Here is an 898-nt window from a genome sequence, read left to right as displayed (position 1 = left end):
GGACTGGTGCAGTGAAGAGCAGCATCCGGTGATCTGGTCAACCACGCAGGCTGCAGAACACTTACCGGTTCGCATGCCCCGTCTCTGCTCTGCAGAACGCCTCTCTGAAAGTATGGTCGATGAAATATTTCAGAAGGGGGCTGCATGAGTATAGAAATAAAAACAGGGCTGGTGCTGTCCGGCGGTGGGGCGGTGGGCGCTTATCAGGCGGGAGTGGTTAAGGCACTGGCAGAGTGTGGTACACAGATCAGCATGGTTTCAGGGGCCAGCATTGGCGCATTCAATGGTGCCATTATCGCGGCCTCTCCCGATCTGTCAGAAGCTGCCGTACGCCTGGAGGCGCTCTGGGATCATCTTGGGAATAATCAGGTGCTGTCGGTAAACCGATCGGTTTACTTTTCATTGCTGAAAAAATTGTTCCAGGCAATGAACCTCTGCCAGATCCCCGGACGTGCAGGAGCACTGCTTACGACACTTCTTCGCCATATATCGATAATCAACGGCTTCGACAATCCGATGACTCAGCCGTTGTTGTCAGATGGGCCCCTGACAGCGTTGATGGATCATTATCTTGATACAGATGCTCTGGCAGGCGGGCTACCGCTGTATGTGTCGCTGTACCCCACAGAAGGGGGCATGCAGGATATTATTGACTGCATTCGTGCTGAACTGGGTTCCGGAACCACGAAAAACGCCGTTTTTCAGCATATCCAGAGTCTGCCCCGCGGACAGCAGAAAGAGGCTCTGCTTGCGTCAGCCGCACTGCCCCTGTTGTTCCGTCCCCGTGAGGTTCAGGGGACAATGTTCGGTGATGGTGGTATGGGAGGATGGCGAAATATGCAGGGAAATACCCCTGTAACGCCTCTGGTCGATGCCGGATGCAATATGGTGATTGTGT

The 898-nt window shown here is 54.1% G+C and carries 2 protein-coding genes; both read left to right on the top strand.

The features are described from left to right. Positions 1 to 148 (top strand): diguanylate cyclase regulator RdcB family protein (locus ACUU1I_RS20825; RefSeq protein WP_000223804.1); only part of this gene is annotated, 148 nt, incomplete at its 5' end. Beyond that, on the top strand, positions 145 to 898 hold a 754-nt coding region (locus ACUU1I_RS20820; protein WP_449144928.1), incomplete at its 3' end, for a patatin-like phospholipase family protein. The genes ACUU1I_RS20825 and ACUU1I_RS20820, both read left to right, overlap by 4 nt.

The organism is Shigella sp. SIG3, assembly GCF_053555855.1.
The sequence above is the reverse complement of the archived record's forward strand: the minus strand, read 5'-3'. Positions and strand labels throughout refer to the sequence as shown.